Below are 23,766 nucleotides of genomic sequence, written 5' to 3'. Positions count from 1 at the left end.
CGTTCCAATTTGTAGGAGCTGCCGCAGGCTGCGATCTTTTGATCTGGCAAAAACTTACTGGAAGGCGCCGCGATTCTGCGCGTTGCGCACCGAGACCTGATCGTTCAGGGTCCAGAAGTCATACAGCACGCCAATAAAGAACAACCCGCCCGTCAGCAGATACAGCAAACCGCTGATCCACTTGCCTTGATACATCCTGTGCACGCCGAACACGCCGAGGAAAGTCAGCAGGATCCACGCGACGTTGTACTCGATCGGCCCGGCAGCAAAGCGCAGGTCGGCCTCGCGATCCATCGCCGGGATCAGAAACACGTCGATCAGCCAGCCAATCCCCAGCAAACCAAAGGTGAAGAACCAGATCGTCCCGGTCACCGGCTTGCCGTAATAAAAGCGGTGCGCCCCGGTGAATCCGAAAATCCATAGCAGGTAGCCGATGACTTTGCTGTGAGTGTCTTTTTCCTTCACGCGGGGTAACTGATAGCTGTTCATTAAGACCTCATTGCACTCGATAGATAAATATTCTTCATTTCTTTGTGACTTTTTTACAGGTGGCCGACGTATGGCAAATGTTACCGTTGCTAGCGCGAAACCCTTGTAGAACCTGACTTCTGTCGGACAATTGCGTACTTTTTGAGCGTTTTTGGTTCCGTAGCCAGCCGAATGAATCGATGAACGGCCTCGGAACGGCAAAAAAAGCTGTTATAAAGTTGCGCGCTATCACTTATGAGCCACGCCTAATGCGACCATTTTTCAAGACATGGCTGACTATTTGCCTATTAATGCCACTGGCCGCCCACGCCACCAATCGTGAGCAACGTCTTCCCAACGTCAACGGCTTCACCCCTAAATCCCATGCTTCGGCTCCATCGAGCAAAAGCAGCAAGAGCAAGACCACCACGCTGAGCAGCAAGAGCCGCAGCAAGCTGGTGCCACCGATGGCGAGCAAGGAAAGCAGCAATGTGCTGAGCCGTGCGGTAAACGTCCTCGGTACACCTTATCGTTGGGGCGGCAGCAGCCCAAGTAAAGGCTTCGATTGCAGCGGTCTGGTGAAATATGCGTTCAACGACGCTACGTTCGACCTGCCACGCACCTCCAATGCCATGGCCAGCGGTCACGGCGAGAAAGTCGAGCGCAAGGATCTGAAGCCGGGCGATCTGATTTTCTTCAACATCAAGAGCCGTCGGGTCAATCACGTTGCCATCTACCTGGGCAACGACCGCTTCATCCACGCCCCGCGCCGTGGCAAAGCGGTGAGCATCGACACGCTGAACAAGCCGTACTGGGAAAAGCATTACGTCGTGGCCAAGCGCGTACTGCCGAAAGAACAACAGCAACTGCGCGTAGTCCAGCGTTAAGGATCAAAAGATTGCAGCCTTCGGCAGCTCCTACATTGGGATCAGCGTTTCCCTGTAGGAGCTGCCGAAGGCTGCGATCTTCTGCTTTTGCCTGCTAGAAATTATCCGGGGTGCGCGCCTTCTCCCGCGCATGCTCGCGGCTGATCAAGCCTTTGGTCACCAGATCCTTCAGGCACATATCGAGTGTCTGCATCCCCAACGACCCGCCGGTCTGAATCGCGGAATACATCTGCGCCACCTTGTCCTCGCGAATGAGGTTACGGATCGCCGATGTCCCCAGCATGATTTCATGCGCCGCCACCCGCCCGCCGCCGATCTTCTTGATCAACGTCTGCGACACCACCGCCAGCAACGACTCCGACAGCATTGAGCGAACCATCGACTTCTCGTCGCCGGGAAACACGTCGACCACGCGGTCGATGGTCTTCGCCGCCGAGGTCGTGTGCAGCGTGCCGAACACCAGATGCCCGGTCTCGGCGGCGGTCAGCGCCAGGCGAATGGTTTCCAGATCACGCATCTCGCCAACCAGAATCACGTCCGGGTCTTCACGCAGGGCCGAGCGCAGTGCAGTGGCGAAGCTGCGGGTATCGCGGTGGACTTCGCGCTGATTGATCAGGCATTTGCGCGATTCGTGAACGAACTCGATGGGGTCTTCGATGGTGAGGATGTGGTGATGGCGATGGGTGTTGAGGTAATCGATCATCGCCGCCAACGTGGTCGACTTGCCCGAGCCGGTCGGCCCGGTGACCAGGACCAGCCCGCGCGGCGCATCGGTGATCTTGCGGAAAACGTCGCCCATGGCAAGGTCTTCCATGCTCAGCACTTTCGACGGAATGGTGCGGAACACCGCTCCGGCGCCACGGTTCTGGTTAAAGGCGTTGACGCGAAAGCGCGCCACGCCGGGTACATCGAAGGAAAAATCCGTTTCCAGATTTTTCTCGAATTCGATGCGCTGGGTGTCGTTCATGATGTCGTAGATCAGATCGTGCACTTGCTTGTGGTCCAGCGCCGGCAGATTGATCCGCCGCACGTCGCCATCGACGCGGATCATCGGCGGCAGGCCGGCCGACAGGTGCAGGTCGGAAGCGCCCTGTTTGGCGCTGAAGGCCAGCAGTTCAGTGATATCCATAGCGTCCCTCAATTCCAGTAGAATGCCGCGAACCTACAGACCGCCGGCGCCTCTTGATGTCCACGATAGCAGACAACATCCTTCAGGTTAGTTCGCGCATCCAGGCAGCGGCCAAAGCCGCGCACCGCGACGAAAACAGCATCCATTTGCTCGCCGTGAGCAAGACCAAACCCGCCCAGGCCCTACGGGAAGCCTATGCGGCGGGCCTGCGCGACTTCGGCGAAAACTACTTGCAGGAAGCCCTGGGCAAACAGCTGGAGCTGGCCGACCTGCCCTTGATCTGGCACTTCATCGGCCCCATTCAATCGAACAAGACTCGCGCGATTGCCGAGCATTTCGACTGGGTGCACTCCGTGGATCGTCTGAAAATTGCCCAACGCCTGTCCGAACAACGCCCGGCCGAACTGCCGCCACTGAACATCTGCATTCAGGTCAATGTCAGCGGCGAAGCGAGCAAATCCGGCTGTACTCCGGCCGATCTGCCGGCGCTGGCCGAGGCCATCAGCGCGTTGCCACGCTTGAAACTGCGCGGTTTGATGGCGATTCCCGAGCCGACCGAGGAGCGCGCCGAACAGGACGCTGCCTTCGCCGCCGTGCAGGCATTGCAGGCGAGCCTCGCTCTGCCGCTCGACACACTGTCCATGGGCATGAGCCACGACCTCGAGTCGGCCATCGCCCAAGGCGCCACCTGGGTGCGGATCGGTACCGCGCTGTTTGGCGCCAGAGATTATTCCCAGTCTTGAACGTTTCCAGATAAGGACCACACATGAGCAACACACGAATTGCGTTTATCGGTGCGGGCAACATGGCGGCCAGTCTGATTGGCGGCTTGCGCGCCAAAGGTCTGGAAGCGGCGCAGATCCGCGCTAGCGATCCGGGCGAAGACACCCGCGCCAAGGTCAGCGCCGAGCACGGCATCGAAACCTTCGCAGATAACGCCCAGGCCATCGACGGCGTCGATGTCATCGTCCTGGCGGTCAAGCCCCAGGCGATGAAAGCCGTGTGCGAGGCGATTCGCCCGAGCCTCAAGCCTAATCAACTGGTGGTGTCGATTGCCGCTGGCATCACCTGCGCGAGCATGACCGCGTGGCTCGGCGAACAGCCGATCGTGCGCTGCATGCCCAATACTCCGGCGCTGCTGCGTCAGGGTGTCAGCGGTCTGTACGCGACCAGCGAAGTAACCGCCGAGCAGCGCCAGCAAGCCGAAGAGCTGCTGTCCGCCGTCGGCATCGCCCTGTGGCTGGACGAAGAACAGCAACTGGACGCAGTCACCGCAGTGTCCGGCTCCGGCCCGGCATACTTCTTCCTGTTGATCGAAGCGATGACCGCCGCTGGCGTCAAACTGGGCCTGCCGAAAGCAATCGCTGAGCAACTGACCGTGCAGACCGCCTTGGGCGCCGCGCACATGGCGGTGTCCAGCGATGTCGATGCAGCCGAACTGCGCCGCCGCGTGACCTCGCCGAATGGCACCACGGAAGCTGCGATCAAATCATTCCAGGCTGGCGGCTTCGAAGCGCTGGTTGAAACCGCACTCGGCGCCGCCGCGCACCGCTCGGCCGAAATGGCCGAACAACTGGGCAAATAAGGAGCCTTACATGATCGGATTGAACACCGCAGCGGTTTACGTGCTGCAAACCCTCGGCAGCCTGTACCTGCTGATCGTGCTGCTGCGCTTCGTCCTGCAACTGGTGCGGGCGAACTTCTACAACCCGCTGTGCCAGTTCGTGGTCAAGGCCACCCAGCCGCTGCTCAAGCCTTTGCGCCGGATCATCCCGAGCGTGTTCGGCCTCGACATGTCGTCGCTGGTGCTGGCAATCCTGGTGCAACTGCTGCTCATGGCACTGACCCTGCTGCTGACCTACGGCACCACCGGCAACCCGCTGCAGCTGTTGATCTGGTCGCTGATCGGCGTCACCGCACTGTTCCTGAAGATCTTCTTCTTCGCCCTGATCATCAGCGTGATTCTGTCGTGGGTCGCACCGGGCAGCCACAATCCGGGCGCTGAACTGGTCAACCAGATCTGCGAACCGGCGCTGGCACCGTTCCGCCGCTTCCTGCCGAACCTGGGCGGCTTGGATCTGTCGCCGATCTTCGCCTTCCTTGCGCTGAAACTGATCGACATGCTGGTGATCAACAATCTGGCGGCGATGACGATGATGCCGGAGATTCTGCGTTTGCTGATGTAAGCCAGTGCGTTCGGTCTGACTGACCGAGTCGCCTTTTTCGCGAGCAGGCTCGATCCCACATGGGAATGCATTTCAACTGTGGGGGCGAGCCTGCTCGCAAATGGCTGCACCTCGATCCGAAGCGAAAACGCCGGACCTGATCGTTGCTTGCCGCTAACCCCCCCGGTCTTTAGACTTACGCCTCATTTCAACGAGAGCAGGGTCGATGCCAACTGCCTTTCCCGCCGATTCTGTTGGTCTGGTAACGCCGCAAACCGCGCATTTCAGCGAACCGCTGACGCTGGCCTGTGGCCGTTCGCTGGCCGCTTATGACCTGATTTATGAAACCTACGGCACGCTGAACGCCCAGGCGAGCAACGCCGTGCTGATCTGCCACGCGCTGTCCGGCCACCATCACGCCGCCGGCTATCACAGCGTCGACGACCGCAAGCCCGGTTGGTGGGACAGCTGCATCGGCCCCGGCAAGCCGATCGACACCAACAAGTTCTTTGTGGTCAGCCTGAACAACCTCGGTGGCTGCAACGGCTCCACCGGCCCGAGCAGTATCAACCCGGAAACCGGCAAGCCGTTCGGCGCCGATTTCCCGGTGCTCACCGTGGAAGACTGGGTGCACAGCCAGGCGCGCCTCGCTGATTTGCTCGGCATCGGCCAGTGGGCAGCGGTGATCGGCGGCAGCCTCGGCGGCATGCAGGCGCTGCAATGGACCATCACTTACCCGGATCGCGTGCGTCACTGCCTGGCCATCGCCTCGGCACCGAAGTTGTCGGCGCAGAACATTGCCTTCAACGAAGTCGCGCGTCAGGCGATCCTCACCGATCCGGAATTCCACGGTGGTTCGTTCCAGGAAGCCGGTGTGATCCCCAAGCGCGGGCTGATGCTGGCGCGCATGGTCGGGCACATCACCTATCTGTCCGATGATTCCATGGGTGAGAAATTCGGCCGTGGCCTGAAGAGCGAAAAGCTCAACTACGACTTCCACAGTGTCGAGTTCCAGGTCGAAAGCTATCTGCGATATCAGGGCGAAGAGTTCTCCGGGCGCTTCGATGCCAACACCTATCTGTTGATGACCAAAGCGCTGGATTACTTCGATCCGGCGGCGAACTTCGACGATGATCTGGCGAAAACCTTCGAAAAAGCCACCGCCAAGTTTTGCGTGATGTCGTTCACCACCGACTGGCGCTTCTCCCCCGCCCGTTCGCGGGAATTGGTGGATGCGCTGATGGCCGCGCGCAAGGACGTCAGTTATCTGGAAATTGACGCCCCCCAGGGCCACGACGCCTTCCTGATTCCGATCCCGCGTTACTTGCAGGCGTTCGGCAATTACATGAACCGCATTTCGTTGTGAGAAAGCCATGAGAGCTGATCTGGAAATCATTCAGGAATGGATCCCCGCCGGCAGCCGCGTCCTCGACCTCGGTTGCGGTGACGGCGAGCTGCTGACCTGGCTGCGCGACAACAAGAACGTCACCGGTTATGGCCTGGAAAACGACGCCGACAACATCGCCGAGTGCGTGGCCAAGGGCATCAACGTCATCGAGCAGGATCTGGACAAAGGCCTGGGCAACTTCGCCAGCAACAGTTTCGACATCGTCGTCATGACCCAGGCCCTGCAAGCGGTGCATTACCCGGACAAGATCCTCGACGAAATGCTCCGGGTCGGCCGTCAGTGCATCATCACCTTCCCCAATTTCGGCCACTGGCGCTGCCGCTGGTATCTGGCGAGCAAGGGCCGCATGCCGGTCTCGGAATTCCTGCCCTACACCTGGTACAACACGCCGAACATCCACTTCTGCACCTTCGAGGATTTCGAGGAACTGTGCCGCGAACGTGACGCGAAGGTCATTGATCGGCTTGCCGTGGATCAACAGCACCGCCACGGGTGGGCCAGTAAGCTATGGCCTAATCTGTTAGGTGAAATCGGTATCTACCGCGTCAGCAGTCCCCAGTTGGCGGACCACCGAGTCGCGGTCTGAGCCAGGGCATTTGAAGGAGCACGAACATGAGTCGTCTAGCGTTGCTGTTACTCACCGCCTGCCTGAGCGCTGGCGCCGTGGCGGCGGATGTCATCAAGGGTGAACGCAAGGAAACCTTCGGTGACATCACGGTGCACTACAACACGTTCAACTCGACGTTCCTGCAACCGGACATCGCCAAGGCTGCCGAGCTGATCCGCAGCAAGAACCAGGGCGTGATCAACGTCTCCGTGGTCAAGGACGGCAAACCGGTGATCGCCAGCGTCACCGGCACGATCAAGGACCTGACCAGCAACAGCGTGGCGCTGAAATTCCGCCAGGTCACCGAACAGGGCGCGATCTACTACATTGCCCAGTACCCAGTGCCGCAGCAGGAAACCCGCACCTTTGAAATCAAGGTGCAGAACGGCGACAAGATCAACACCATCAATTTCAACCAAGAACTCTTTCCCGGCGAATGATGAACATCAAGCAGCTCGTACTGGCCAGCCATAACGCCGGCAAACTCAAAGAACTCCAGGCCATGCTCGGCGACTCGGTGCAACTGCGCTCGATTGGCGAGTGGAGCAAGGTCGAACCGGAAGAAACCGGCCTGTCGTTCGTCGAAAACGCGATCCTCAAGGCCCGCAACGCCGCGCGCATTTCCGGGCTGCCGGCACTGGCCGACGACTCCGGGCTGGCAGTGGATTTCCTTGGTGGTGCGCCGGGCATCTACTCGGCGCGTTATGCCGACGGTCAGGGCGATGCGGCGAACAATGCCAAACTGCTCGATGCGCTGAAGGACGTGCCGCAAGCCGAGCGCGGTGCGCAATTCGTTTGCGTATTGGCGCTGGTGCGTCACGCCGATGATCCGCTGCCGATCCTCTGCGAAGGCCTGTGGCACGGGCGCATCCTCAACGCAGCCAGCGGCGCACACGGTTTCGGTTACGACCCGCTGTTCTGGGTGCCGGAGCGCGATTGCTCCAGCGCCGAGCTGAGCCCGGCCGACAAGAACCAGATCAGCCACCGCGCCCGTGCAATGGATCTGCTGCGCCAGCGTCTGGGCTTGAAATGACCACTGATTCTTCCGCGTCGTCGCTGATCATCGGCGGCGCCGCGTCCTCGCCTCGGGCACCGCTGCCAACCCTGCCGCCCCTGGCGCTGTACATCCACATCCCGTGGTGTGTGCGCAAATGCCCGTATTGCGATTTCAACTCGCACACTGCCAGCCCGGTGCTGCCGGAGCAGGAATACGTCGACGCGCTGCTGGCCGATCTCGATCAGGATCTGCATGCGGTGTATGGCCGTGAGCTGACCTCGATTTTTTTTGGTGGCGGGACGCCGAGCCTGTTCAGCGCCGAAGCCCTTGGACGCTTGTTGACGGGCGTCGAGCAACGCATCCCGTTCGCCGCCGACATCGAAATCACCCTTGAGGCGAATCCGGGCACGTTCGAGCAAGAGAAGTTTGTCGCTTACCGCAAGTTGGGGATCAATCGCCTGTCGATCGGCATCCAGAGCTTTCAGCAGGAAAAGCTCGAAGCACTCGGCCGCATCCACAACGGTGACGAAGCCGTGCGTGCGGCAGGCATGGCGCAGCAGGCCGGGTTCGATAACTTCAACCTCGACCTGATGCATGGTTTGCCCGATCAGTCGCTGGACGATGCCCTGAGCGATCTGCGCCAGGCCATCGCCCTGAAGCCGACGCACATTTCCTGGTATCAACTGACGCTGGAGCCGAACACGGTGTTCTGGAATCAGCCGCCAGTGCTGCCGGAAGACGACACGCTGTGGGACATTCAGGAAGCTGGCCAGGCGCTGCTGGCCGAGCACGGTTACGCGCAATACGAAGTGTCGGCGTACGCCCAGGCCGGGCGACCAGCGCGGCACAACCTCAATTACTGGAGTTTTGGCGACTTCATCGGCATCGGCGCCGGCGCCCATGGCAAGCTGAGTCACCCGGACGGGCGCATCGTGCGCACATGGAAAACCCGCCTGCCGAAGGATTATCTGAACCCGGCGAAAAGTTTTCAGGCCGGCGAGAAATCCCTGAGCAATGACGAGATGCCGTTCGAGTTCCTGATGAACGCCCTGCGCCTGACTGCCGGGGTCGAATCGCGCCTGTATCCGGAACGCACCGGTCTGTCGCTGGAGACCCTCGCCGAAGGCCGCCGCGAGGCCGAACAAAGCGGCCTGTTGCAGGTCGAACCGTCACGCCTGGCGGCGACCGAACGCGGCCAGCTGTTCCTCAACGATTTGCTGCAACAATTTCTGAACTGACTTCAGCTCAAAGGGAAAACGCATGGATTTGATACTCGACCTGCTGGCCACCGTCTCCCGCTGGAGCCGCAGCAATCTCTCGGAAATCGCTCTGGCGCTGGTCGGTTGCCTGCTGGTGCTGTTCGGCGCCGACTTCAAAGGCTGGGTCGAGCAACGCCTGGGCAGCATCGCCGGCGCCCTGCGCGTGCCCCTGATGGCCCTGCTCTGCCTGATCGGCAGCGGCGCCGCGCTGATCTACGCCACGCCGTGGGTGATCAAAGGCCTGAGCCAGTTCAACAACTACAGCCTGGCGCCGGTGCTGCTGGTGGTACTGGTGCTGATCGGCGTGGTTGCCGATCGCCGCTGACTCCGCAAACACCCCGAAACGACCGTGGGAGCGAGCCTGCTCGCGAAGGCGTCATGACATCCAACATCATCGTTGATTGTCAGACCGCTTTCGCGAGCAGGCTCGCTCCCACAGTTGATCGCAATGAAAGGGAAGTTCATGAGTAAAAAACTACTGGATGAGACGAGCAAATTTCTCAGCTTCGTGTTGCGTCACCAGCCTCAAGCGATTGGTCTCACGCTGGACTTGGATGGCTGGGCAGATATCGACGCATTGATTAATGGCGCCGCGCGTGACGGTCATAACCTCGATCGCGATTTGATTGAAACAGTGGTGACAAGTAGCGACAAAAAGCGTTTTGCGATTTCCACTGACGGCTTGTGCATCCGCGCTGTTCAGGGCCATTCGACGAAGACTGTCGAGTTGCAGTTCGACGAGAAACACCCACCGCAAACGCTGTATCACGGCACAGCCACGCGTTTTCTCGATTCGATCAATGCACAAGGTTTAATCCCTGGATCACGCCATCATGTACATCTTTCGGAAGAGATCGTCACTGCTACTTCCGTAGGTCAACGCTACGGCAGCGTAGTGGTCCTCGCAGTCGCGGCGCAGCAAATGCAGGAAGAAGGCTTCAAGTTCTATCAGGCCGAAAACGGCGTATGGCTGACAGACCACGTACCTGCGCGCTTCATGACCAAACTGTAAATCCGAGACACTCATAACTACTGTAGGAGTGAGCCTCCTCGCGATAGCTGTTTGACACTCAACATTCACGCCGACTGACACCCCTCTTCGCGAGCTGGCTCGCTCCCACTATTGGGCCCTGGTTCAATGATTCTTCGATAAGCGGCTCTGCGCCTGAAGGATCGCCTTGAGGCCAACGGAATCCTTGCAGCCCAGCGCTATCGCTTTATCGAAGTGTTCGATATTGCCGCTGTCGCGCAGATCGCTGCCGTTTACACGAGTCAACGCGAGTATGTAGTAGGCCTCAGCCCGAAACTGGTCTTCGGACAATACCAAGCCAGCTGCGCGGGCTCGCATGGCGGCCAGCGGCCCGACCTTGCCGGCAGGCGCCCCGTTTTCTTCGAAACACAGCGAACGTTTGGCCTGCAACGGATAGTCGTCAGCATGCGTATCAGGCTTGAGCAGCAACTGCTCGAGAGACTGCAAGAATTTCAAATGATCAGGATTTTGCGCATCAAATCGTTCATACGCCTTGTCGCACAAATGGTAATAGCCCACCGCAGCCGCTAACAATCCATCATCCATGGCCTGCTGATAAAGACCACAGGTCTGTAAGCGCGTCTGCTCGGAAAACATCGGGTTGTCCTGCAGGCTGGCCAGAAGATAGGTGGCCAGCGTGTGCCCGCCGTCCGACGCATGCTTGAGGTTGTCCACAAGAGCCTCGAGATCACCTTCGGCAACGCGCAACTGTTCAGGGGTGTATTGCACGCTTTCCCCGGCGGCCTCACGCTTGAGCCGGTCATTGGCGTCGCGCTCGATCTTTGCCGCCGTTCTCTGCGCACTCGCGAAGTATTCCTCGGGGCTGACTACCCGTTCGCACGCTGCACAAAACAGCAGACCCAGAACCAGCGTGCAGGCAAAAATGGCTTTCAAGATTTGTCTTCCTTTACAAATGGTGACCTCGAGCTTTCGGCGGATCATGGCCAAACTTGAGCAAACGCCAGAAACAACTGTAGGAGCTGCGGCACGCTGCAATCCTTGATCTTCAAAATCAAGATCAAAAGATCGCAGCGTGCCGCAGCTCCTACAGGGGTGTTGCGTGATGATTAAGAGAGTTTTTCGAACTTCAGATCCCACACGCCATGGCCAAGACGTTCGCCACGGCGTTCGAACTTGGTGATCGGGCGTTCGGCCGGGCGCGGGACGCATTTGCCGTCTTCGGCAAGGTTGCGGTAGCCCGGGGCGACGTTCATCACTTCCAGCATGTACTCGGCGTACGGCTCCCAGTCGGTGGCCATGTGCAGAATGCCGCCGACCTTGAGCTTGCTGCGCACCAGTTCAGCGAACGAGGCCTGAACGATACGACGCTTGTGGTGGCGGCTCTTGTGCCACGGATCCGGGAAAAACAGCATCAGGCGATCGAGGCTGTTGTCGGCGATGCAGCGGTTGAGCACTTCGATCGCGTCGCAATCGTAGACGCGCAGGTTGGTCAGCCCTTGGGTCAGCACGCCATTGAGCAGCGCGCCGACACCCGGACGGTGCACTTCAACACCGATGAAATCCTGCTCTGGAGCAGCGGCGGCCATTTCCAGCAGCGAGTGGCCCATGCCGAAACCGATTTCCAGCGAGCGCGGCGCCGAGCGGCCGAACACCTGGTCGTAATCGACCGGCGCATCGGCCAGCGGCAGCACGTACAGCGGCGCGCCCTGGTCCAGGCCGCGTTGCTGGCCTTCGGTCATGCGCCCGGCGCGCATCACGAAACTCTTGATGCGGCGGTGTTGGCGCTCGTCGCCTTCGTCCGGCTGGACAGGCGTGTCGTTCGATTCAGTCATCAATGGCTCTTACTTGATCAGACCATCCAGCGGCGAAGAGGCGCTGGCATAGAGTTTTTTCGGCATGCGGCCGGCGAGGTACGCCAGGCGACCAGCGACGATGGCGTGTTGCATGGCTTGCGCCATCATCACCGGTTGCTGGGCGTGGGCGATGGCCGAGTTCATCAGTACGGCGTCGCAACCCAGCTCCATGGCGATGGTCGCGTCGGAAGCAGTACCGACACCGGCATCGACCAGCACAGGAATCCTGGCTTCTTCGAGGATGATCTGCAGGTTGTATGGATTGCAGATGCCCAGACCGGAGCCGATCAGGCCGGCCAGCGGCATGACGGCGATGCAGCCGATTTCCGCCAACTGGCGAGCGATGATCGGGTCATCGCTGGTGTAGACCATCACGTCGAAGCCTTCCTTGACCAGCGTTTCGGCGGCCTTGAGGGTTTCGATTACGTTGGGGAACAGGGTTTTCTGGTCGGCCAGCACTTCCAGCTTCACCAGGTTGTGACCGTCGAGCAGCTCACGCGCGAGGCGGCAGGTACGCACGGCTTCGATGGCGTCATAGCAACCGGCGGTGTTCGGCAGAAAGGTGTAGCGATCCGGCGACAGCACTTCGAGCAGGTTCGGCTCGCCTTCGATCTGGCCCAGGTTGGTGCGGCGCACGGCGAAGGTGACGATCTCGGCACCCGAGGCTTCGATGGCCTGGCGGGTTTCTTCCATGTCACGGTACTTGCCGGTACCGACCAGCAAACGCGACTGGTAAGTACGACCGGCCAGCACAAAAGGCTTGTCGCTGCGAACGATGCTCATGGGGAATCCTCTTTAAGGGTGAGGGTCTTGCACAATTCTGTGCCCTTGCGGGCCGGGACAATCAACCGCCGCCGATGGCGTGGACCACTTCGACGTTGTCGCCGTCGCTCAATGGGGTATCGGCATGCTGGCTGCGCGGGACGATGTCCAGATTGAGCTCTACGGCCACACGGCGCCCGGTCAGCTCCAGACGAGTGATCAGGCCCGCAACGGTTTCACCGTCGGGCAATTCAAAGGACTCACCGTTCAACTGAATGCGCATGCACAACGCCGCCATCATTTTTAGGGGCTGGCATTCTAGCCCGATCAGTCAGGCTGACCCAAGCCATTCGTCTTGAAACACGTCCGTGCAGGAGCTGCCGAAGGCTGCGATCTTTTGATCTTGAAAAACAAAATCAAAAAGATCGCAGCCTTCGGCAGCTCCTACAGGAGGGAGCGTCAGATTCAGGATAGGCGCCAAGCAGCGAGGCCGAGGCAGACCCAACCGATGAGAAACGCGAGGCCTCCAAACGGGGTAATGATGCCGAGCTTGCTGATGCCGGTCATGGTCAGCAGATACAGGCTGCCGGAGAACAACACAATGCCGACGGTGAAGGACACCCCGGCCCAACTGATCAGGCGCCCTTGAATTTGCGTGGCCAGCAGCGCCACCCCGAACAGCGCAAGAGTGTGCACCAATTGATAGGTGACGCCGGTATGGAAAATCGTCAGGTATTCCGGGGTCAGGCGGTTTTTCAGGCCATGGGCGGCGAAAGCGCCCAGCGCAACACCGGTAAATCCGAAAAAAGCGGCCAGCATCAAAAAGCCACGCAGCATGGGGAACTCCAGTCAGACGCGATCGGCAGGGTCTGTATAATGGCCCGCTCCACGGGTTCGGCCAAGCCATCTCTATGCTGCGTTCAATTTTCCGTCGTCTCACGAAGGCTCTGCTCTGGTTCGCCGGTGGCAGTGTCTTGCTGGTGCTGGTGTTCCGCTTCGTGCCACCGCCGGGCACGGCGCTGATGGTCGAGCGCAAGGTCGAATCCTGGGTCGACGGCGAGCCGATTGACCTGCAGCGCACCTGGAAACCGTGGGACGAAATCTCCGATGACCTGAAAGTGGCGGTAATTGCTGGCGAGGACCAGAAATTCCCTGAACATTGGGGTTTCGATCTGCGCGCAATCCAGGCCGCCCTCGCCCACAACGAGCTGGGCGGCTCGATTCGCGGCGCCAGCACCTTGAGCCAGCAAGTGTCGAAAAACCTGTTTTTGTGGTCCGGCCGCAGTTATCTGCGCAAAGGCCTGGAAGCCTGGTTTACCGCGCTGATCGAGGTGTTTTGGCCCAAGCAGCGGATTCTTGAGGTGTACCTGAACAGCGTCGAGTGGGATGACGGCGTGTTTGGCGCTGAAGCGGCGGCCCGCCACCACTTTGGCGTGAGTGCGAAGTCATTGTCGCGTCAGCAGGCGAGTTATCTGGCGGCGGTACTGCCCAATCCACGGGTGTGGAGCGCGAGTCATCCAACCGGTTATGTATCGCGCCGGGCTGGGTGGATTCGCCAGCAGATGAGTCAGTTGGGCGGGGACAGCTATTTGCTTGGGCTGAATGATTCGCGGCGGGCGCCTTGGGCTGAATAAATCAAAAGCAAAGATCGCAGCCTTCGGCAGCTCCTACATGGGATTGCGTTTCACCTGTAGGAGCTGCCGAAGGCTGCGATCTTTTGATCTTCCAAATGAAAACGCCCCGATCATCGCTGATCGGGGCGTTTTTTATTGCGGATTCGCCAGTTACGCGGCGATCGACAACTTGAGCTTGTTCATCGCGCTCTTTTCGAGCTGACGGATTCGCTCGGCCGACACGTTGTACTTCTGCGCCAGGTCATGCAGCGTGGCTTTTTCTTCCGCCAGCCAGCGCTGGTAGAGGATGTCACGGCTGCGCTCGTCCAGCACTTCCAGTGCTTCGTGCAGGTTGGTGTTGGAGTTGTCGCTCCAGTCGGCATCTTCCAGTTGACGCGCCGGGTCGTACCGGTGGTCTTCCAGGTAGTTGGCCGGAGACTGGAAAGCACTGTCGTCGTCGGCTTCGGCAGCCGGGTCGAAGGCCATGTCGTGGCCGGTCAGACGGCTTTCCATCTCGCGCACTTCACGTGGTTCGACGCCAAGGCTTTCCGCCACACGGTGGACTTCCTCGTTGTTCAGCCACGCCAGACGCTTCTTCTGGCTGCGCAGGTTGAAGAACAGCTTGCGCTGGGCCTTGGTGGTCGCGACTTTCACAATGCGCCAGTTGCGCAGGATGAACTCGTGAATTTCCGCCTTGATCCAGTGCACGGCAAACGACACCAGCCGCACACCCATTTCCGGGTTGAAGCGCTTGACGGCCTTCATCAGGCCGACGTTACCTTCCTGGATCAGGTCAGCCTGAGCCAGACCGTAGCCGGAATAGCTACGGGCAATGTGTACGACAAAACGCAGGTGGGCGAGCACCATCTGCCGAGCCGCCCCCAAATCCTGCTCATAGTAGAGACTCTCGGCCAGTTCACGCTCCTGCTCCGGCGTCAGCAATGGAATGCTGTTGACGGTGTGCACGTAGGCTTCCAGGTTCGCACCCGGAACCAGCGCATACGCAGGTTGCAAAGAATTGGTCATACGAAAAAACCTCCCACTTACATACTCGTGCCTCTCGGCACTGCGAAAAATTGACCGGGAACTCAGGTACAAGTTCCCATAAAAACCGCAAGGTCAATCACGCGCAAAAAAGATTCTACTTCGGCGCCAGCTCCCTGAGATGACGTGCGACTGCAATCCATGCACCGATATAACCCAACAGCACCGCGCCAAGCAAGAGCGACAGACCGTCGGCCACTGGCACGCCGGCCAGGGCGAAATCACTGCCGTACAAACCGGCCAGTCCAACCACCGCATCGTTCAGCCAGTCGAGGCCGAACGCCAATACACCCCAGGACAACAGCCCTGCACCGAAGCCATACAACGCACCCATATAAAGGAAAGGGCGACGCACATAACTGTCAGTGCCGCCGACGAGTTTAATCACTTCTATCTCGGTGCGGCGGTTTTCAATATGAAGACGAATGGTATTGCCTATCACCAAAAGTAATGCAGACACCAAAAGCACCGTCAGACCGAAGACAAAGCGGTCGCCAAGCTTGAGGATGGCGGCCAGACGCTCGACCCAGACTAGATCAAGTTGCGCCTGTTGTACCTTGGGCAGCTCGGAAAGTTTTTGTCTTAATGCTTCGAGTGTTGGCTTGTCGACTTCGTTCGGTGTCACCAGCACCACACCCGGCAAAGGGTTCTCGGGCAGCTCACGCAGGGCTTCGCCCAGGCCGGACTGCTGCTGAAACTCTTCCAGCGCCTGATCACGGCCGACATATTCGGCATCAGCTACGCCGGGCATGCCTTTGATCTGCTCACGCAGGGACTCGCCCTGTTCCGGGCTGGCGTCGAGTTGCAGGTACAGGGAAATCTGCGCCGCGCGTTGCCAGGAACCGCCAAGACGCTCGACGTTATTGAGCAACAGCGAAAGCCCCATCGGCAGACTCAACGCCACGGCCATCACCATGCAGGTGAAGAAGCTGCCGATCGGCTGTTTGCCGAGACGGCGCAGGCTGTCGAGCAGGCTGGCGCGATGGCTTTCGATCCAGGCGTGGAACAGCGTGGCGAAGTCCGGGCCGTCGTCATCGTCGTGCTTTTTCTTCTTCTGCGGTTGCGGATCGGCGGCCTTCGGGGCCACACGCTCGGAAACCTTCGGACTGCGTGTTGCACTCATACCCCGGCCTCCCCGTCGCCGATCAATCGGCCGCGTTGCAGGGTCAGCATGCGATGACGCATGCGCGCGATCAGCGCCAGGTCATGACTGGCGATCAGCACGCTGGTGCCCAAGCGGTTGATATCTTCGAACACGCCCATGATTTCAGCGGCCAGGCGCGGGTCGAGGTTACCGGTCGGTTCGTCCGCCAGCAGCAAGGCCGGGCGATGCACGATGGCGCGGGCAATACCGACGCGCTGTTGCTGGCCGGTGGACAGATCGCCCGGGTACAGATCGGATTTGTCCGACAGCGCCACGCGTTCCAGCGCCGAATCGACGCGCTTGGCGATTTCGACCTTGGACAGGCCGAGAATCTGCAGCGGCAACGCGACGTTGTTGAACACCGTGCGATCGAACAGCAACTGGTGGTTCTGGAAAACTACGCCGATCTGCCGGCGCAGAAATGGAATTTGTGCGTTGCTGATGGTGCTCAGGTCTTGCCCGGCGAGCAGCAGTTTGCCGCTGGTCGGCCGTTCCATTGCCAGCAACAGGCGCAACAGCGTGGATTTACCGGCACCGGAGTGGCCGGTGACAAACAAGAACTCGCCACGACGGACTCGAAAGCTCAGCTCATGCAAGCCGACGTGACCGTTCGGGTAGCGTTTACCGACCTGTTCGAAACGAATCATGAACGCTCCCGCTCGGCAAACAGTGCCTGGACAAAGGGTTCGGCTTCAAAGGTACGCAAATCGTCGATGCCTTCACCGACGCCGATGTAACGGATCGGCAGGCCGAACTGCTTGGCCAGGGCGAAAATCACCCCGCCCTTGGCGGTGCCGTCGAGCTTGGTCAGCGCCAGGCCCGTAAGTTCGACGGTCTGGTTGAACTGCTTGGCCTGATTGATCGCGTTCTGGCCAGTACCGGCGTCGAGCACCAGCAGCACTTCATGCGGGGCGTCGGCGTCGAGTTTGCCGATCACCCGGCGAACCTTTTTCAGCTCTTCCATCAGGTTGTCTTTGGTGTGCAGACGACCGGCGGTGTCAGCGATCAGCACGTCGATGCCACGGGCCTTGGCCGCTTGCACCGCGTCGAAGATCACCGAAGCCGAATCGGCGCCAGTGTGCTGAGCGATCACCGGAATCTTGTTGCGCTCGCCCCAGACCTGCAATTGCTCCACGGCAGCGGCGCGGAAGGTATCACCGGCCGCCAGCATGACTTTCTTGCCTTCCAGTTGCAGCTTCTTCGCCAGTTTGCCGATGGTGGTGGTTTTGCCGGCACCGTTGACGCCGACCACCAGAATCACGAACGGCTTGTTCTGCGAGGCGATCTTCAGCGGTTGTTCGACCGGCTTGAGCATCGCGGCCAGTTCAGCCTGCAGCGACTTGTACAGCGCATCGGCGTCGGCCAGTTCCTTGCGCGCGACCTTCTGGGTCAGGCGCTGGATGATCTGCGTGGTGGCTTCGACGCCGACGTCGGCAGTGAGCAGACGGGTTTCGAGGTCATCGAGCAGGTCATCGTCGATGGTCTTGCGCCCGAGGAACAGGCTGGCCATGCCCTCGCCGATGCTGGCGCTGGTCTTCGACAGGCCTTGCTTGAGGCGGGCGAAGAAACCGGCTTTGGTTTCTTCGGTGCGCGGGGTTTCGACGGGCGTTTCTAGAGGGACTTCGACCGGCACGATCGGAGCGATAACCGGCGCAACGGCAAGCGGTGCGGGCTCAGGCTCGGACGGCTGGACAACCGGGGCAATCGGGGCAATCGGCTCGGCAACGACCGGCGCTGGCGCGACAACCGGCTCAGGCGCAGGCTGCGCAGCCACTTCGGCAACCGGCGCAGGAATCACTGGCGTCACATGCGGCGCTGCTTCTTCAACCAGCGCGACCGGCTCTTCTGCCACTGGCAAGGTCAGCCACGGCTCGGCGGCGGGCGTCAGCGGCAACTCGGCAGCGGCCGGCGTTTCGGGCTCGGCCTCAACCTCCGGTTGCAGCACCGGTTCGGCGATCGGCAGCACAATCGGCGCCGGCTCTTCTTCTATTACAGGAGCTGGCGCGGGAGCCGGCTCAGGAATCGCGGGCGGCTGTTCGACGACGGGTTCCTGCGGTTTCTTCCGCAGCCATCCGAACAGGCTTTTCTTCTCGCCAGCCGCAGCTGGGCTCTTCTTGTCGTCGTTGGAACCAAACATGGAGGACGGCTATCTCACGGTAGCGACGCGCCATAAGGGCGCCCCGGCAAATAAATATTCGATGCAGAACAGACTGTGTTTCACCCAGCTTGTTCACGCGCAACATTTTGTCGAGGCGCCAAAGGCACCTCAAGGATCGTTTTAACGAAGAGTTAAACCGGTAAAAATCGGCGAAAAAGCGCAGTCTAGTCGATAAACAGCCGCCTTCTGCCATGAACCCATACAGCCCAATCAGCGTTCGAAGTCTGGTAGGCGTGGTCGCCGGTAAAACGGATCAGTATCCTAGGGCGTGTCATTGATCATTACCAGTACCGCGTGGCCGCCTGAAAACGGGCCAGACAAGGCGCAGGCCGCAGGGAATGTGCTTTCCTTGCCAAGGGCTGCAACGCAGTATGGCCCGTTTTCAGGCGCCACCCGGAGGGCCGGGCCTGATAGTGTGCAGGGCTGCGTTGCTCGAAGTTTATTTGGAACAACCAAACCACACTCCTCGCGCCTTGCCCTGCACACTATCAGGCGCCGGCGCGGTACTGGTAATGATCAATGACACGCCCTACCTCTCGCCCGCCGACGCTAAGACCAAGCGGGCAGCCCAACAGGTTGAAAAACGAATGAATGCTCTTGCCCGCCGCGCTGCTGGCCTGCTGCTCAGCGCAGTCTGCCTGCCCCTTTCGGCCCTGGCGGCCGACCCGCAACCGACCCATGAATTCACCCTCGACAACGGCCTCAAGGTCGTCGTGCGCGAAGACCATCGTGCGCCGGTGGTCGTTTCGCAGATCTGGTACAAGGTCGGCTCCAGCTACGAGACTCCGGGCCAGACCGGTCTGTCGCACGCGCTCGAGCACATGATGTTCAAGGGCAGCGAAAAAGTCGGCCCCGGCGAAGCGTCGCTGATCCTGCGCGACCTCGGCGCCGAAGAGAACGCGTTCACCAGCGACGACTTCACGGCTTATTACCAGGTGCTGGCCCGGGATCGTCTCGGCGTGGCCTTCGAGCTGGAAGCCGACCGCATGGCCAACCTGCGCCTGCCGGCCGACGAGTTCGCCAAGGAAATCGAAGTCATCAAGGAAGAGCGCCGCCTGCGCACCGATGACAAGCCGATGTCCAAGGCCTACGAACGCTACAAGGCTATGGCCTACCCGGCCAGCGGTTATCACACGCCGACCATCGGCTGGATGGCTGACCTGGACCGCATGAAAGTCGAGGAACTGCGCCACTGGTACCAGTCCTGGTACGCGCCGAACAACGCTACGCTGGTGGTGGTCGGTGACGTCACTGCGGACGAAGTGAAAACCCTCGCCCAGCGCTATTTCGGCCCGGTCGCCAAACGCGAAGTGCCACCGGCGAAAAAGCCGCTGGAACTGGGCGAGCCCGGCGAACGCCAGATCACCCTGCGCGTGCAAACCCAACTGCCGAGCCTGATGCTTGGCTTCAACGTGCCGAGCATTGCTACCGCTGAAGACAAACGCTCGGTCAACGCCCTGCGCCTGATCTCGGCGCTGCTCGACGGCGGCTACAGCGGGCGCATCCCGACGCAACTGGAACGCGGCGAAGAGCTGGTCTCCGGCGGCTCGTCGGACTATGACGCCTACACCCGTGGTGACAGTCTGTTCACCCTGTCGGCGACGCCGAACACACAGAAGAAAAAGACCATCGCTCAGGCTGAAGCCGGTTTGTGGAAACTGCTCGAGCAGCTGAAAACCACTGCGCCGTCTGCCGAAGAGCTGGAACGCGTCCGCGCTCAAGTCATCGCCGGCCTGGTCTACGAGCGTGACTCGATCACCAGCCAGGCCACCGCGATCGGTCAACTGGAAACGGTCGGCCTGTCGTGGAAGCTGATGGACACCGAACTGGCCGATCTGGAAAGCGTGACCCCGCAAGACATCCAGAACGCTGCGAAAAAGTATTTCACCCGCGAACGTCTCAGCGTCGCCCACGTCCTGCCTTTGGAGACGACTCATGAGTGAGCGCAAAACCCCACGCCTGATGCTGCTCGGCCTGATTGCTGTCGCGGTGATTGGCTCGGCAGCGGTTTATTTGTCGCCAAGCGCTGACAGCAAGGCCAGCGAAGCACTGGATAACGCCAAGTCCAGCCAGAAACTGCAATCGCTGGCCGAACTCGACGGCAAGGCCCCGGCCAGCCGCAAGCTTGATGTGCAGACCTGGAACACTGCTGAAGGCGCGAAAGTGCTGTTCGTCGAAGCGCATGAGCTGCCGATGTTCGACATGCGCCTGATCTTCGCCGCTGGCAGCAGCCAGGACGGCAACGTCCCCGGCCTCGCGGTGCTGACCAACGCCATGCTCAACGAAGGCATCGCCGGCAAAGACGTCGGCGCCATCGCTCAAGGGTTTGAAGGCCTCGGCGCCGACTTCGGCAACGGTGCATTCAAGGACATGGCGCTGGCTTCGCTGCGCAGCCTGAGCGCACCTGAGCAGCGTGAACCGGCGCTGAAACTGTTCGCCGATGTGGTCGGTAAACCGACCTTTCCCGCCGATTCCTTCGCGCGCATCAAGAACCAGCTGCTGGCCGGTTTCGAATATCAGAAACAGAACCCCGGCAAACTCGCCAGCCTGGAGCTGATGAAGCGCCTGTATGGTGATCATCCGTACGCACATTCCAGCGACGGCAATCCGCAAAGCGTGCCGAAGATCACCGTCGCGCAATTGCGCGAGTTCCATGCCAAGGCCTACGCCGCCGGTAATGCGGTGATCGCGCTGGTCGGCGATCTGTCGCGAGCTGAAGCCGAAGCGATCGCCAATCAGGTTTCCTCTGCCCTGCCGAAAGGCCCGGCGCTGGCGAAGATCGCTGCGCCGCAGGAACCGACGGCCAGCGTCAACCACATCGAATTTCCGTCGAAACAGACCAACCTGATGCTCGCGCAACTGGGCATTGATCGCGACGACCCGGATTACGCCGCGCTGTCGCTGGGTAATCAGATCCTCGGCGGCGGTGGCTTTGGTACGCGTCTGATGAGCGAAGTGCGCGAGAAGCGTGGCCTCACCTACGGCGTGTATTCGGCGTTCAGCCCGATGCAGGCCCGTGGTCCGTTCATGATCAACCTGCAGACCCGCGCCGAGATGAGCGAAGGCACCCTGAAACTGGTGCAGGACGTACTCGCCGACTACCTGAAAACCGGGCCGACGCAGAAAGAACTCGACGATGCCAAGCGCGAGCTGGCCGGCAGCTTCCCGCTGTCCACCGCGAGCAACGCCGACATCGTTGGCCAACTCGGCGCGATGGGCTTCTATAATCTGCCGCTGAGCTATCTCGACGATTTCATGCGGCAGTCGCAGAGCCTGACCGTAGAGCAGGTGCGCGATGCGCTGAACAAACACCTGAGCACGGAGAAAATGGTCATCGTCACCGCTGGCCCGACCGTGCCGCAAAAGCCGTTACCGGCCCCATCTGATAAACCTGCCGAGCAACCGCTCGGGGTTCCGGAGCATTAATGGCGACTCGAGCACCGAAAAAACCTGTGCAAAACGTGCACAACGGCGTCAATCAGCTGCGCATCATTGGCGGCCAGTGGCGCAGCCGCAAGCTGAGCTTCCCTGACGCGCCGGGCCTGCGCCCGACCCCGGACCGCGTGCGTGAAACCCTGTTCAACTGGCTCGCGCCGTACGTCGAAGGGGCGAAAGTGCTCGACCCGTTCGCCGGCAGCGGCGCGCTGTTTCTCGAAGCGCTGTCCCGTGGCGCGGCTACCGCTCAGGCGCTGGACGCCAGCAACGTTGCGGTTTCCAGCCTGAAAGAACACCTCGGCACCTTGCGCTGCACCAACGGCCAAGTACAAACCGCCGACGCGCTGCGCTATCTGGAAACCCAGACCGCGACGCCGTTCGATCTGGTGTTCCTCGACCCGCCGTTCAACCAGAACCTGTTGCCGGCAGTTTGTACTTTGCTGGAAGAGCGCCAATGGCTGGCGGCCGATTCGTGGATCTACACTGAAAGCGAAACAGCGCCATCAACGCTGGGCCTGCCGGGCAATTGGCGCCTGCATCGTGAACAGAAATCCGGTCGGGTTTTTTACGCGTTGTGGCAGCGCACGGCGGACATCGCCGGCTGACAAGGTCGCAAGCAACATGCGGCGAGGGGGCGTATTCCCTCGCCACAAGCCCATCGAGAATCATCGTGCCCCCTTCGCCAGAACGCTTCATCCCCGCCTTCGGCCTTGGCAACCCGCATCTGCAAACCCTGTGGGGTCCGCTGTGGCGCAAGACTGTGCACATCGAGCGCGAACGCGAACGCCTGTGGCTCGAGGACGGCGACTTCCTCGACCTCGACTGGCACGGCCCGCACAGTGCCGAGGCGCCCTTGGTGCTGGTGCTGCATGGGCTGACCGGATCGTCCAATTCGCCCTACGTGGCGGGCATCCAAAAGGCGTTGGCCGAGCAGGGCTGGGCCAGCGTCGCGCTGAACTGGCGCGGTTGTTCCGGCGAGCCGAATCTGTTGCCGCGCAGCTACCACTCCGGCGCCAGCGAAGACCTGGCCGAAGCCATCCAGCATCTGCGCGCGAAACGACCGTTGGCGCCGTTGTACGCAGTCGGTTATTCACTGGGCGGCAATGTGCTGCTCAAGCATCTGGGTGAAACCGGCAGCGACAGCGGCGTGCTCGGTGCGGTGGCGGTGTCGGTACCGTTCCGCCTCGATCAATGTGCTGATCGCATCGGCCAGGGGTTTTCGCGGGTGTATCAGGCGCACTTCATGCGGGAGATGGTCGCCTACATCAGGAACAAGCAGCGCCAGTTCCAGCATGACGGGCGCGAAGACGGCCTGGCAAAACTGGCCGCGCTCGGCTCGCTGGAAAACATGCGCACATTCTGGGATTTCGACGGCCGGGTCACCGCGCCACTGCATGGTTTCACCGATGCCGAGGATTACTACCGCCGCGCCTCGAGCCGCTACTACCTCGGCGAAATCCGCACGCCGACGCTGATCATTCAGGCGGCGGACGATCCGTTCGTATTTCCCCACAGCCTGCCGCACGCCGACGAGTTGTCAGCCTGCACCCGGCTCGAATTGCAGGCGCGTGGCGGTCACGTCGGCTTCGTCGAAGGCTCGGTGCGCAGGCCCGGGTATTACCTGGAACGGCGCATACCGCAGTGGCTGGCCGCACTCGGTCATTGAGCGCCGCATATCCCTTGCAGGAGTGAGCCTGCTCGCGAAGGCGTCCGTCAGGTAATGAAGTGATAACTGACCCACCGCTTTCGCGAGCAAGCCCGCTCCCACAAGGGATCTGCGCTTTGGTCAGATTTTGCGATGCGACAAAAGACTTTGTGGGAGCGAGCCTGCTCGCGAAGGCGACCC

Annotated in this window: 27 protein-coding genes; 16 read left to right on the top strand and 11 right to left on the bottom strand. The window is 60.5% G+C overall.

Annotated elements, in window-relative coordinates:
• Nucleotides 1-54 precede the first annotated feature (54 nt).
• A complete protein-coding gene (locus AC4IHP_RS23590) occupies nt 55-489 on the bottom strand; it encodes an NINE protein (protein WP_039757549.1) in 435 nt (144 codons plus the stop codon).
• Between the two features lie 248 nt (nt 490-737).
• On the opposite strand from AC4IHP_RS23590, the gene AC4IHP_RS23585 reads away from it, so the two are divergent.
• The gene (locus tag AC4IHP_RS23585; RefSeq protein ID WP_024014657.1) at nt 738-1,355 is read left to right on the top strand and encodes a C40 family peptidase; all 618 of its coding nucleotides are present in this window, start codon (nt 738-740) and stop codon (nt 1,353-1,355) included.
• Between the two features lie 94 nt (nt 1,356-1,449).
• On the opposite strand, the gene AC4IHP_RS23580 is transcribed toward AC4IHP_RS23585, so the two are convergent.
• Nucleotides 1,450-2,484: a type IV pilus twitching motility protein PilT gene (locus AC4IHP_RS23580; RefSeq protein WP_016772732.1), complete on the bottom strand. Its 1,035-nt coding sequence runs from the start codon at nt 2,482-2,484 to the stop codon at nt 1,450-1,452.
• A gap of 56 nt (nt 2,485-2,540) precedes the next feature.
• On the opposite strand from AC4IHP_RS23580, the gene AC4IHP_RS23575 reads away from it, so the two are divergent.
• From AC4IHP_RS23575 to AC4IHP_RS23530, 10 genes are all read left to right on the top strand, one after another.
• Nucleotides 2,541-3,227, top strand: a complete 687-nt coding sequence (locus tag AC4IHP_RS23575; RefSeq protein WP_016772731.1) for a YggS family pyridoxal phosphate-dependent enzyme — start codon at nt 2,541-2,543, stop codon at nt 3,225-3,227.
• A gap of 23 nt (nt 3,228-3,250) precedes the next feature.
• Nucleotides 3,251-4,069: a pyrroline-5-carboxylate reductase gene (gene proC, locus AC4IHP_RS23570; RefSeq protein ID WP_490832887.1), complete on the top strand. Its 819-nt coding sequence runs from the start codon at nt 3,251-3,253 to the stop codon at nt 4,067-4,069.
• A 10-nt stretch (nt 4,070-4,079) separates the two neighbouring features.
• Nucleotides 4,080-4,670 carry a YggT family protein gene (locus tag AC4IHP_RS23565; RefSeq protein WP_434767013.1) on the top strand — a complete coding sequence of 197 codons (591 nt, stop codon included), beginning with the start codon at nt 4,080-4,082 and terminating at the stop codon, nt 4,668-4,670.
• Between the two features lie 205 nt (nt 4,671-4,875).
• Entirely contained in the window at nt 4,876-6,015 is a 1,140-nt protein-coding gene (gene metX / locus AC4IHP_RS23560) for a homoserine O-succinyltransferase MetX (RefSeq protein WP_323165018.1), read from the top strand.
• Between the two features lie 7 nt (nt 6,016-6,022).
• On the top strand, nt 6,023-6,643 hold the full coding sequence (metW, locus tag AC4IHP_RS23555) for a methionine biosynthesis protein MetW (RefSeq protein WP_024014659.1): 621 nt from the start codon (nt 6,023-6,025) through the stop codon (nt 6,641-6,643).
• A gap of 26 nt (nt 6,644-6,669) precedes the next feature.
• On the top strand, nt 6,670-7,104 hold the full coding sequence (locus AC4IHP_RS23550) for a DUF4426 domain-containing protein (RefSeq protein WP_434767014.1): 435 nt from the start codon (nt 6,670-6,672) through the stop codon (nt 7,102-7,104).
• Entirely contained in the window at nt 7,101-7,697 is a 597-nt protein-coding gene (gene rdgB, locus AC4IHP_RS23545; RefSeq protein WP_122506139.1) for an RdgB/HAM1 family non-canonical purine NTP pyrophosphatase, read from the top strand. The genes AC4IHP_RS23550 and rdgB overlap by 4 nt, the downstream gene beginning before the upstream one ends.
• On the top strand, nt 7,694-8,899 hold the full coding sequence (gene hemW, locus AC4IHP_RS23540; protein ID WP_490832886.1) for a radical SAM family heme chaperone HemW: 1,206 nt from the start codon (nt 7,694-7,696) through the stop codon (nt 8,897-8,899). Before rdgB ends, hemW begins: the two co-directional genes overlap by 4 nt.
• Nucleotides 8,900-8,921: 22 nt before the next feature.
• The gene (locus AC4IHP_RS23535) at nt 8,922-9,245 is read left to right on the top strand and encodes a DUF3392 domain-containing protein (protein ID WP_008083808.1); all 324 of its coding nucleotides are present in this window, start codon (nt 8,922-8,924) and stop codon (nt 9,243-9,245) included.
• 138 nt (nt 9,246-9,383) lie between these two features.
• Entirely contained in the window at nt 9,384-9,932 is a 549-nt protein-coding gene (locus AC4IHP_RS23530) for an RNA 2'-phosphotransferase (protein ID WP_460122080.1), read from the top strand.
• 123 nt (nt 9,933-10,055) lie between these two features.
• Here the strand turns inward: AC4IHP_RS23530 and AC4IHP_RS23525 are convergent, their stop codons facing one another.
• The 5 genes from AC4IHP_RS23525 to AC4IHP_RS23505 form a co-directional block, all read right to left on the bottom strand.
• On the bottom strand, nt 10,056-10,844 hold the full coding sequence (locus AC4IHP_RS23525; RefSeq protein ID WP_490832885.1) for a hypothetical protein: 789 nt from the start codon (nt 10,842-10,844) through the stop codon (nt 10,056-10,058).
• A 173-nt stretch (nt 10,845-11,017) separates the two neighbouring features.
• Nucleotides 11,018-11,743 carry a tRNA (guanosine(46)-N7)-methyltransferase TrmB gene (gene trmB, locus AC4IHP_RS23520; RefSeq protein WP_016772721.1) on the bottom strand — a complete coding sequence of 242 codons (726 nt, stop codon included), beginning with the start codon at nt 11,741-11,743 and terminating at the stop codon, nt 11,018-11,020.
• A gap of 9 nt (nt 11,744-11,752) precedes the next feature.
• Nucleotides 11,753-12,547, bottom strand: a complete 795-nt coding sequence (locus AC4IHP_RS23515; RefSeq protein ID WP_041476820.1) for a thiazole synthase — start codon at nt 12,545-12,547, stop codon at nt 11,753-11,755.
• Between the two features lie 61 nt (nt 12,548-12,608).
• Entirely contained in the window at nt 12,609-12,809 is a 201-nt protein-coding gene (gene thiS, locus AC4IHP_RS23510; protein ID WP_460122084.1) for a sulfur carrier protein ThiS, read from the bottom strand.
• Between the two features lie 182 nt (nt 12,810-12,991).
• The gene (locus AC4IHP_RS23505; RefSeq protein ID WP_490832884.1) at nt 12,992-13,363 is read right to left on the bottom strand and encodes a DUF423 domain-containing protein; all 372 of its coding nucleotides are present in this window, start codon (nt 13,361-13,363) and stop codon (nt 12,992-12,994) included.
• Between the two features lie 74 nt (nt 13,364-13,437).
• Between AC4IHP_RS23505 and mtgA the strand changes: the two genes are divergently transcribed.
• Nucleotides 13,438-14,160, top strand: a complete 723-nt coding sequence (gene mtgA / locus AC4IHP_RS23500) for a monofunctional biosynthetic peptidoglycan transglycosylase (RefSeq protein WP_016772718.1) — start codon at nt 13,438-13,440, stop codon at nt 14,158-14,160.
• Between the two features lie 150 nt (nt 14,161-14,310).
• Here the strand turns inward: mtgA and rpoH are convergent, their stop codons facing one another.
• The 4 genes from rpoH to ftsY all read right to left on the bottom strand — a co-directional run bounded on the left by rpoH (nt 14,311) and on the right by ftsY (nt 18,464).
• Nucleotides 14,311-15,165 carry an RNA polymerase sigma factor RpoH gene (gene rpoH / locus AC4IHP_RS23495; RefSeq protein WP_016772717.1) on the bottom strand — a complete coding sequence of 285 codons (855 nt, stop codon included), beginning with the start codon at nt 15,163-15,165 and terminating at the stop codon, nt 14,311-14,313.
• A gap of 115 nt (nt 15,166-15,280) precedes the next feature.
• On the bottom strand, nt 15,281-16,306 hold the full coding sequence (gene ftsX, locus AC4IHP_RS23490; protein WP_434767019.1) for a permease-like cell division protein FtsX: 1,026 nt from the start codon (nt 16,304-16,306) through the stop codon (nt 15,281-15,283).
• The gene (ftsE, locus tag AC4IHP_RS23485; protein ID WP_016772715.1) at nt 16,303-16,974 is read right to left on the bottom strand and encodes a cell division ATP-binding protein FtsE; all 672 of its coding nucleotides are present in this window, start codon (nt 16,972-16,974) and stop codon (nt 16,303-16,305) included. The genes ftsX and ftsE overlap by 4 nt, the downstream gene beginning before the upstream one ends.
• Nucleotides 16,971-18,464, bottom strand: a complete 1,494-nt coding sequence (gene ftsY / locus AC4IHP_RS23480; protein WP_490832883.1) for a signal recognition particle-docking protein FtsY — start codon at nt 18,462-18,464, stop codon at nt 16,971-16,973. Before ftsY ends, ftsE begins: the two co-directional genes overlap by 4 nt.
• Nucleotides 18,465-19,072: 608 nt before the next feature.
• Between ftsY and AC4IHP_RS23475 the strand changes: the two genes are divergently transcribed.
• The 4 genes from AC4IHP_RS23475 to AC4IHP_RS23460 all read left to right on the top strand — a co-directional run bounded on the left by AC4IHP_RS23475 (nt 19,073) and on the right by AC4IHP_RS23460 (nt 23,586).
• Nucleotides 19,073-20,428: a M16 family metallopeptidase gene (locus tag AC4IHP_RS23475; protein ID WP_490832882.1), complete on the top strand. Its 1,356-nt coding sequence runs from the start codon at nt 19,073-19,075 to the stop codon at nt 20,426-20,428.
• Nucleotides 20,421-21,911, top strand: a complete 1,491-nt coding sequence (locus tag AC4IHP_RS23470; protein WP_460122093.1) for a M16 family metallopeptidase — start codon at nt 20,421-20,423, stop codon at nt 21,909-21,911. Before AC4IHP_RS23475 ends, AC4IHP_RS23470 begins: the two co-directional genes overlap by 8 nt.
• Nucleotides 21,911-22,525 carry a 16S rRNA (guanine(966)-N(2))-methyltransferase RsmD gene (rsmD, locus tag AC4IHP_RS23465; RefSeq protein WP_039757533.1) on the top strand — a complete coding sequence of 205 codons (615 nt, stop codon included), beginning with the start codon at nt 21,911-21,913 and terminating at the stop codon, nt 22,523-22,525. Before AC4IHP_RS23470 ends, rsmD begins: the two co-directional genes overlap by 1 nt.
• A gap of 65 nt (nt 22,526-22,590) precedes the next feature.
• Complete coding sequence (locus AC4IHP_RS23460) at nt 22,591-23,586, top strand: hydrolase (RefSeq protein WP_490832881.1); 996 nt, start codon at nt 22,591-22,593, stop codon at nt 23,584-23,586.
• The last annotated feature ends 180 nt before the right edge of the window (nt 23,587-23,766 follow it).

The sequence above is a fragment of the Pseudomonas sp. UF-293 genome, assembly GCF_058245595.1.
This window is presented reverse-complemented; position numbering and strand designations above follow the sequence as displayed.

Bases quoted from the DNA above. Each gene is read 5' to 3' on its own strand.
- AC4IHP_RS23515 (WP_041476820.1), bottom strand. From the start codon at position 12,547: ATGAGCATCGTTCGCAGCGACAAGCCTTTTGTGCTGGCCGGTCGTACT.
- ftsX (WP_434767019.1), bottom strand. From the start codon at position 16,306: ATGAGTGCAACACGCAGTCCGAAGGTTTCCGAGCGTGTGGCCCCGAAG.
- AC4IHP_RS23505 (WP_490832884.1), bottom strand. From the start codon at position 13,363: ATGCTGCGTGGCTTTTTGATGCTGGCCGCTTTTTTCGGATTTACCGGT.
- rpoH (WP_016772717.1), bottom strand. From the start codon at position 15,165: ATGACCAATTCTTTGCAACCTGCGTATGCGCTGGTTCCGGGTGCGAAC.
- rsmD (WP_039757533.1), top strand. From the start codon at position 21,911: ATGGCGACTCGAGCACCGAAAAAACCTGTGCAAAACGTGCACAACGGC.
- ftsE (WP_016772715.1), bottom strand. From the start codon at position 16,974: ATGATTCGTTTCGAACAGGTCGGTAAACGCTACCCGAACGGTCACGTC.
- rdgB (WP_122506139.1), top strand. From the start codon at position 7,101: ATGATGAACATCAAGCAGCTCGTACTGGCCAGCCATAACGCCGGCAAA.
- metW (WP_024014659.1), top strand. From the start codon at position 6,023: ATGAGAGCTGATCTGGAAATCATTCAGGAATGGATCCCCGCCGGCAGC.
- metX (WP_323165018.1), top strand. From the start codon at position 4,876: ATGCCAACTGCCTTTCCCGCCGATTCTGTTGGTCTGGTAACGCCGCAA.
- mtgA (WP_016772718.1), top strand. From the start codon at position 13,438: ATGCTGCGTTCAATTTTCCGTCGTCTCACGAAGGCTCTGCTCTGGTTC.
- proC (WP_490832887.1), top strand. From the start codon at position 3,251: ATGAGCAACACACGAATTGCGTTTATCGGTGCGGGCAACATGGCGGCC.
- AC4IHP_RS23530 (WP_460122080.1), top strand. From the start codon at position 9,384: ATGAGTAAAAAACTACTGGATGAGACGAGCAAATTTCTCAGCTTCGTG.
- ftsY (WP_490832883.1), bottom strand. From the start codon at position 18,464: ATGTTTGGTTCCAACGACGACAAGAAGAGCCCAGCTGCGGCTGGCGAG.
- AC4IHP_RS23565 (WP_434767013.1), top strand. From the start codon at position 4,080: ATGATCGGATTGAACACCGCAGCGGTTTACGTGCTGCAAACCCTCGGC.
- trmB (WP_016772721.1), bottom strand. From the start codon at position 11,743: ATGACTGAATCGAACGACACGCCTGTCCAGCCGGACGAAGGCGACGAG.
- AC4IHP_RS23585 (WP_024014657.1), top strand. From the start codon at position 738: ATGCGACCATTTTTCAAGACATGGCTGACTATTTGCCTATTAATGCCA.
- AC4IHP_RS23475 (WP_490832882.1), top strand. From the start codon at position 19,073: ATGAATGCTCTTGCCCGCCGCGCTGCTGGCCTGCTGCTCAGCGCAGTC.
- AC4IHP_RS23580 (WP_016772732.1), bottom strand. From the start codon at position 2,484: ATGGATATCACTGAACTGCTGGCCTTCAGCGCCAAACAGGGCGCTTCC.
- AC4IHP_RS23470 (WP_460122093.1), top strand. From the start codon at position 20,421: ATGAGTGAGCGCAAAACCCCACGCCTGATGCTGCTCGGCCTGATTGCT.
- AC4IHP_RS23550 (WP_434767014.1), top strand. From the start codon at position 6,670: ATGAGTCGTCTAGCGTTGCTGTTACTCACCGCCTGCCTGAGCGCTGGC.
- AC4IHP_RS23575 (WP_016772731.1), top strand. From the start codon at position 2,541: ATGTCCACGATAGCAGACAACATCCTTCAGGTTAGTTCGCGCATCCAG.
- AC4IHP_RS23535 (WP_008083808.1), top strand. From the start codon at position 8,922: ATGGATTTGATACTCGACCTGCTGGCCACCGTCTCCCGCTGGAGCCGC.
- thiS (WP_460122084.1), bottom strand. From the start codon at position 12,809: ATGCGCATTCAGTTGAACGGTGAGTCCTTTGAATTGCCCGACGGTGAA.
- AC4IHP_RS23590 (WP_039757549.1), bottom strand. From the start codon at position 489: ATGAACAGCTATCAGTTACCCCGCGTGAAGGAAAAAGACACTCACAGC.
- hemW (WP_490832886.1), top strand. From the start codon at position 7,694: ATGACCACTGATTCTTCCGCGTCGTCGCTGATCATCGGCGGCGCCGCG.